Source organism: Commensalibacter sp. A3DC, from assembly GCF_047307945.1.
GTDB classification, from domain to species: Bacteria; Pseudomonadota; Alphaproteobacteria; order Acetobacterales; family Acetobacteraceae; genus Commensalibacter; species Commensalibacter melissae.
Genome location: NZ_JAXOQA010000023.1, coordinates 19427 through 27248, shown reverse-complemented (window position 1 = coordinate 27248; position 7822 = coordinate 19427). Strand labels below are relative to the sequence as shown.

The following is a 7822-nucleotide window of genomic DNA, read 5'->3' as shown; positions in this document are numbered from 1 at the left end:
TAAAACTGATTTTAAAAATGAAATATCATTATAAGATTCATTTGTTTAGATTAATAATAAAATAAAACATTAAATCGTCAAATCTTTGATAGAGTGACAAACATATCAGGTATTTCTTGATTATGTCTTATAAACCTTCTTTTTATCGGATATTTTATTACAATATTGGGCAATGATCGCAATTACAAATAGCTGAATTTGATGAAAAATCATTAAAGGCAATATTATCATTCCCACCATTGAGGGAGGCAATAACACGTTTGCAATTGGAACCCCGGAAGCTAGAGATTTTTTTGATCCACAAAATACAATGCTGATTTGGTCCTGCCAACAAAATTTAAAAAGTTTCGATAGCAAAAAAGAAATTATTAAAATTGAATCTAGTAAAACCACGTCAATTAAAATCAGTTTCATAAACTGATACAAGGATAATTTGTACCATAAACCTATATTCACTGCCTGACTAAAAGCTGTATAAACAACGATCAGGATTGACCCACGATCAGAACAGGATAAAAGACGGGAATTTTTTAATGCCCATTCCCTTATCCACGGCTGCAGGATCTGTCCCATGATAAAGGGTAATAACAATTGGTAAACTATGTTAAGATTATCTCTTGAAAAAATAGCCTGATGATGATTTGAAAATATTGATCCAACCAAAAAAGGAGTTATGAAAATTCCCAGAATATTTGAGGCAGTAGCTGAACATATTGCAGCTGGCACATTTCCTTTTGCGATTGATGTAAATGCAATTGACGATTGTACTGTAGATGGTAAACAGCATAAAAAAAGAATGCCCATCCATAAGTCAGGCAATAACATTTTAGGGAATAAATAATGCAAGCCTAATCCCAGTATAGGAAAAATGACAAACGTACATGCAAAAATTAGTAAATGTAATCTCCAGTGAAAAATACCCTCAATAACCGCTTGACGAGATAACCTTGCACCTTGCAAAAAAAACATAAGAGCAATGGCTATTACAGCCAGATTGTTAAAAAAAAGAACACCCGAACCGTGACATGGAAAAAAGCTTGCTATTGCAACGGTCATTAATAGTAAAATTAAAAACGGGTCCAGATATTTCGGCATTGAAAATCCTTAATCTTTTAGTTTTGATCCAAATCATTATCCAACTATTATAATTTTCAATCTTTTGTAAATAACCCTTTAATATCTTTCTTAATATCGATATAGTTTAATTCTTTTTTGAAAATGAAAAATGTTTCTATGGTTATGAGTATATTTTTAAAGTCTTTGCCTTTTTTCGTGCTGATGCTTATTTATTCACTATTTAATAATGCAGTAGCTTTCGCTTCTGTAACTTGGCATTCATACTGTTCAAATATATCATCAGACACTGTTGATCATCATATCAATTCTTTACAAGTTACTAATTATACTGTCAAAATTCCGGATAATTCCAATGTTTTCCTGAATAGCAAACAGTTAATGGTAAACCAGAGCGGTAAAACCTTGTCCAAAGATCAGTTGCAAAGAGTTACCAATATCACATCGACCGGATTGTTGACCGTATTTCTGAAATATCAAATCAATTCCTGTAACAAAAATTACTATACTGATTCTATTACACCTATATTAAAACAACTTAAACAAAACGAACAACTTACCATTATATGGCGAAACATTTTAATAAAAAATTTAAACAATGCCTACAAAGCTGATGAAATACGGTTGCAAGTTCAAAATATCGCTGACAATGTAAATTTGAAACTGTTTTTTTCAGGTCTGAATGAAATAAACCCCTCTCAAAAATCAAACCTTTTCCTTCCACGAGAAGGCATTTTGAATCTGAATACCCCTTCAAAATATTATCCCCTAATTTTAGCCGCCGCGAGTGGCAATAATGAGGATAAATTTTATGACCTGTCATTACCATTAAAAATCAATAACTTAATGATGCAGAACAATTTAACCCATATTACTGCGTATGGAAACGCTTTAGTTGACCGAGAGCTTAACTTCCAATCGGCAAAAGGTAAAATCACTGTAAGCAATATGGAAAAATTGATTGCAAATAGTGGTTCTACCCGTATAAATAATCTAAAGACAGCATTGATTTTAGCTAAATTTGCTGGACGTTCTGTCGGAAACAATAATCTTGAATGGGATATAAACTGGCAGGGAAATCTGTTCAAGGTTAATAATGTTCCCATTCCCGTATGGTAATTTAAACAAAGAATATGAATTAAACAGTAACCTGATTAATGGGTTTGATACCATACTGATTATTTTCTGAACCGGGAAAACTTGCTATAACAAGAAAAATAATCTGAATTAAAAAATTGAGGTATAGATAGGGTAAGGGAATAATCATCAACAAAACCCACCAACCTGACAAATTAAGATCATGCAGGCGACGTATGAACAGTACAAATGATGGAAAGATCGTTAATAAAAAATATATTAAAAAAAATAGATGGATATCACAATAATAATAATGAAAAGTCACTCTGTAAATCAAATGAAAATATTCATCTATACAAAATAAAAAATATAGAATTAGACTATTTAAAACTGCAAAACACCAAAAACCTGATCTGCTTGTCCTGCCACTGAAATAAAAATAATGAAGTATAGCATCCCACCAATTCGATATAAAAATTGAAATCACCCGACCCAATCGAATATTATGCATCTTCATTATTTTATTTATTTCTCAAAAAAAAGCGAAACCATGGCTTCCCATGACTGCACCAATGATTGCAATGAAACTGATGGTTAATAAAAACCAGTGTAATCTCTGAACCTTAACATATACCTTATCGGGTTGTTGCTGGCCACTATTCCCTAATTTTTTATTGAGTATAAAGGGTTCAATTACAAATAACATGGTTGTAAAGATTAACCACACCAAAAACATGGCATGCATCCACCAAAATTCTATATGCTCAAATCGATTCCATATTTGCATTCGCCATACCATGTAAAACCCGGATAATCCGGCTATCAAAGTTGTAAAACGAGCCTGTGTAGCAAAACGGCTTTCAATACGATGAAATATAGACAATCGTTCGCTGGATGAAAAATTCTTACGAATGGTTGGTAGAAGAACCGTTGTCACCATACATACCCCACCTATCCAAATTACAATTGCCAATACATGTAAAGCCCGCGCCAAAATTAAATCTGACATCTTGTTTCTCTTGAATTAATTAATATGTATATTTTTTACATCAATTTAATTTGAAAAAAATAAAAGTGCAATTATAATTTGCAAGGTAATAATATAAATAGCGAAATTTAATGTTCAAAACTTTGCAATAGCAAAGAAAATGCCTGTGTAAAATTGTTTCGATTGGGGTATCTCAGATAATATCCTGAAAAAGAGGGACAGTATTCAGATAAAACATGTACAAGATGTTTTTGCTGAATGGCGTGATAAACCTCTTTCAAGGGAATATAGGCAAAACCAAAACCATCCAGTGTGGCCTGTATGACCTGGGTTAGGGTATTACAAGAAAATTGACCTTCCATATGAATTACTTGTGTATTACCCTTTACAACAAATTCCCAATCATACTGATTTTGCATAAAAGAAAGAAAGTAATTTATAGATTGATGTTTGAGCAAATCATGCGGCGTTTTTGGAATTTTTTTATCTTGTAAATATAATGGTGACGCGACAACCGCTATTTGGACAGGTGCGCTAATTTTTATTGATAAGAAATCTTTGTCTACAACTTCACCAAGGCTTATTTTTGCATCATATTTTCCATGAATTTCTTTTTGAAGATTGGAGGAAACCTCTACATTAAATTTTATATCAGGATAATGTCGCAAAAAATTTCGCAAATGAGGCCATACAACAAAGTTTGCAGCATGTTCATCTGTTAAAAGATTGATATTTCCAAAAGGCCTTTTTTTCAAATCAATAATCTTGCCAAGCTCTTCAACAATTTCCTCTAATCTCGGCGCAATATTTTTCAATAAAATCTCACCAAGCTTGGTTGGCTCTACACTTCGTGTAGTACGGGATAATAATTGCACATCCAGATTTTTTTCAAGATTTCGCATGGTATGACTTAATGCGGATTGGGATACACCTAATTTTGATGCTGCCTTTGTAAAACTTCTTTCTTTAGCAATTGTTAAAAAAACCAAAAGATCATTGACATTTTTTTGCAACATAATCTAATTTCTCTACTTAACTTTATTTATTTCTTAAAAAAACATTTAAATTACGTAACATTATCATTGGATTAAAAAATATTCAATGATTTTAATAAATTATGTCTTATTAATAAATAAATTCATGAATGCTTCAAAATGTCATTTCTAGCTAAATTCAGTCTACTTAATTTAGGAAATGACGTTTTATTATCGGTGAATTTCAACAAGCTTGCTTAATAAAAATTGACAACGCTGAATCCGTTTTGCAAACGGGGTTTCTCGCAAATATATCAATTTACCATCAGGACGCAATCTCACAGACTGATCTTTAATACCGGCTATCCATTGTACTAATCCTTCAGGATTTTTGAATTGATTGTTAAAAAACTGAACAACAACCCCTTTCGGTCCAGCCTCAATGCGATTAACACCAACTTTTTTACAAAGTTTTTTCAGTTTCATTACATGAAGCAGATTGCTTACTTCTTCAGGCAAGGTCCCAAAACGATCTATCAATTCAACTTGCATGGCTTCAATATCATCATGATTTTCCAGATTGCCTATTCGTCGATATAAACCCAATCTTACTGATAGATCCGTCACATAGGTTTCCGGGATCAGAACAGGTAATCCCAAAGTGATATTGGGTGTCCAATCCTGATTTTCCAATAACTGATTATTTTTTTCTGCACGGAAGCTTGCCACTGTTTCTTCAAGCATCTTCTGGTATAGCTCAACGCCAACTTCCCGAATATGACCAGACTGTTCTTCTCCCAGCAGATTACCCGCCCCTCTCAAATCCAGATCGTGAGATGCCAAAGTGAATCCTGCCCCAAGATTATCCAGTGACTGCATTATTTCCAGTCGCTTTTCAGAATTCTTGGAAAGAAAATGATGCTGTGGCCATGTCAAATACGCATATCCACGCTGTTTTCCCCGTCCCACACGACCTCTCAATTGATATAACTGACCTAATCCAAAATGATCAGCCTTATAGATTATCAGTGTATTGACAGTTGGCATGTCCAGTCCACTTTCAACAATATTGGTCGAAAGCAATACATCATATTTACCTTCATTGAATTCAGTCATCACCCGTTCAAGTTCTGTAGGGGATAACCGCCCATGAGCTTGTACCAACCGTAAATCGGGAACTATATCCAAAAGTTGATCTTGCAGGTTTTGCAGATCCTGAACACGCGGTGCAACACAGAATATTTGCCCCCCTCTGAATCGCTCCCTTTGAATAGCCTCTCGAATAACGATACGATCAAAGGGCATGATAAAAGTTCTAACAGCCAAACGATCAATTGGAGGCGTTGCGATTAGACTTATCTCTCGCATTCCAGTCAATGATAATTGCAACGTCCTTGGTAATGGGGTGGCAGATAATGTCAATACATGAATATCTTCACGCAAGGTTTTCAATTTCTCTTTGTGCGCAACACCAAAATGCTGTTCTTCATCTATAATAAGCATACCCAAATTTGCAAACTTGATCGTCTTGGCTAGTAAAGCATGTGTACCAATCACTATATTGACATTGCCATCTGCCAATTCCTTTTTGATCTGTGCCGCATTTTTTGATGTCACCATTCTGGAAAGTTGGGCAATTTTTACCGGAAATCCCTCAAAACGTTTCACAAAGGTTTGATAATGCTGACGTGCCAATAGGGTTGTCGGTACCACAACCGCCACCTGGCCTCCATTCATGGCCACAATAAAAGTGGCACGTAATGCCACTTCTGTCTTACCAAAACCAACATCACCACAAATCAAACGATCCATGGGACGTCCGGAAGCAAGATCCTGAATAATATCAGCAACAGCCCTTGCCTGATCATCCGTTTCAATAAAGGGAAACCGTGCACAGAACTCCTCCCACAATCCTTCAGGAGGGGTCTCGATCGTCGCTTCCTGCATCAAGCGGGCCGCGGCTGTTTTCAATAACTCACCAGCCATGTCCCGAATACGAGCCTTCATTGTGGCTTTACGTTTTTGCCATGCAGGACTTCCCAGTTTATCCAGAGCAACACCCGTTTGATCAGATCCATAACGGCTCAATAACTCAATATTTTCGATAGGTAAGAATAATTTTTCATCACCATGATAAACAAGTGCCAGACAATCGTGTGGCGCAGCACCGATTTCCAGATTAACCAGTCCTTGATAACGACCAATTCCATATTCCTGATGTACAATAAGATCTCCCTCGCTAATTTCAGAAGCTTCTGAAATGAACTGCTCGGCTTTTTTCCGTTTTCTATGTGGACGTGAAATTCTTTCCCCTAACAAGTCGGCTTCAGAAACAAGAATGAAATCATCGGCAACAAATCCGCGATCCAAACCAAAAGTCAATAATCCTACAGAAGCTTCCCTGAAATTTTTAACTTCTTGCCACCCTTCCAGTTTCTGAACGGCGATTTTGTGTTCTTTCAATAATGTAGCGATGCGCTCTCTTGATCCGTTTGTCCAGCCGGCAACCAATGTTTTCCGTCCAGATGAATACCATTCCCTGAATCTTGACTTGAACATATGAAAAACATTATCGGCTTCGACTGTCAGATTACTTTTAGCAAAAACTATACCTGGCCTTCCCCCTGCATCCATTCCACTGGATCCGTCAGGCATTGCAAAAGGATAAAAATACACCCCTTTATATCGCGTGACTATATGATTCCACTCAGATTGAGTAAGATATAGCAAATCAGGTGATAAGGGACGATATACAACTTCGTCATTTCTTACTGGCTGTTTGCGGGCTTCATAATGATCAGCAATCATTTCCAGTCTTGGTTGCAATGCCTCCTCGGCCTGATATGAAAAAGACAGTTTAACATCAGAAACATAATCAAAAAACGTTTCCATCTTATCATGAAAAAGAGGTAACCAATGTTCAAGTCCTTGAACCATTCGGCCTTCCGAAACGGCTTCATAAATTGGATCACTCATTGATCCCTGACCAAACAGTTCTCGCCATTTCGTACGAAACCTTGATATGCTTTCCTCATCCAGAGAATAAGCTGCGGTAGGTCTTAAAACAAGTTCCGTAACTTTCCGAGTTGAACGTTGCGTAATCGGATCAAAACAGCGAATTGAATCTATCTCATCTCCGAATAAATCCAAGCGGACAGGCTCTTCTTCCCCAGCCAGGAAAATATCAAATAAACTACCCCTCAAGGCAAATTCACCCGGTTCCATAACTGTATCCGTACGATTGTATCCCTGCGCAACAAGAAGTTCGACTAAAAATTCCTGATCCAGACTTTCACCCTGTTTAAGGGTCAGAGCACGTCCTGCAAAGACTGATCTGGGTGCTATTTTTTGTAACAGTGCGGGTATTGTCGTCAATATGATCCTTGGCCCGGTCAAGGGTTCAAGTAATTGCGTCAATGTTGCTACCTGTTCCGAGGTTATTGCCTTGTTCGGGGATACACGGTCATAAGGCAAACAATCCCAGGCAGGAAAATTCAAAACATTTAATTGAGGTGCGATATAATAGAGTAAATCAGCCAACCGGTTCATATCTATATCATTCCGTGCGACATGAACCAGAACATGGTTATCTTTTTGATAACATTCCTGAGCAATTTTACTTAATAAAAAGGCATCATATCCCTCGGGAGCTCCCCATATCGGCAAAAAATTTTTAAATTGCTTTTTTGAGGCTCCCCCCATGCGATTT

The 7822-nt window shown here is 36.4% G+C and carries 6 protein-coding genes; 1 reads left to right on the top strand and 5 read right to left on the bottom strand.

Features of this window, described 5'->3' with window-relative positions; translation table 11 throughout:
- Window positions 1-120 precede the first annotated feature (120 nt).
- The gene (locus U0839_RS04200; protein ID WP_155565648.1) at window positions 121-1095 is read right to left on the bottom strand and encodes a bile acid:sodium symporter family protein; all 975 of its coding nucleotides are present in this window, start codon (window positions 1093-1095) and stop codon (window positions 121-123) included.
- A gap of 144 nt (window positions 1096-1239) precedes the next feature.
- Between U0839_RS04200 and U0839_RS04195 the strand changes: the two genes are divergently transcribed.
- Window positions 1240-2193, top strand: coding sequence for a hypothetical protein (locus tag U0839_RS04195; protein WP_155565649.1), 954 nt, complete (start codon window positions 1240-1242; stop codon window positions 2191-2193).
- Window positions 2194-2212: 19 nt separating this feature from the next.
- Here the strand turns inward: U0839_RS04195 and U0839_RS04190 are convergent, their stop codons facing one another.
- From U0839_RS04190 to mfd, 4 genes are all read right to left on the bottom strand, one after another.
- Window positions 2213-2668 (bottom strand): DUF805 domain-containing protein, encoded by a 456-nt coding sequence (locus U0839_RS04190; protein ID WP_155565650.1) that lies wholly within the window; start codon window positions 2666-2668, stop codon window positions 2213-2215.
- A 15-nt stretch (window positions 2669-2683) separates the two neighbouring features.
- Window positions 2684-3160, bottom strand: a complete 477-nt coding sequence (locus U0839_RS04185; RefSeq protein WP_155565651.1) for a hypothetical protein — start codon at window positions 3158-3160, stop codon at window positions 2684-2686.
- A gap of 107 nt (window positions 3161-3267) precedes the next feature.
- Window positions 3268-4155 carry a LysR family transcriptional regulator gene (locus U0839_RS04180; RefSeq protein WP_155565652.1) on the bottom strand — a complete coding sequence of 296 codons (888 nt, stop codon included), beginning with the start codon at window positions 4153-4155 and terminating at the stop codon, window positions 3268-3270.
- A gap of 189 nt (window positions 4156-4344) precedes the next feature.
- A complete protein-coding gene (gene mfd, locus U0839_RS04175) occupies window positions 4345-7815 on the bottom strand; it encodes a transcription-repair coupling factor (protein ID WP_413550143.1) in 3471 nt (1156 codons plus the stop codon).
- Window positions 7816-7822: the final 7 nt, after the last annotated feature.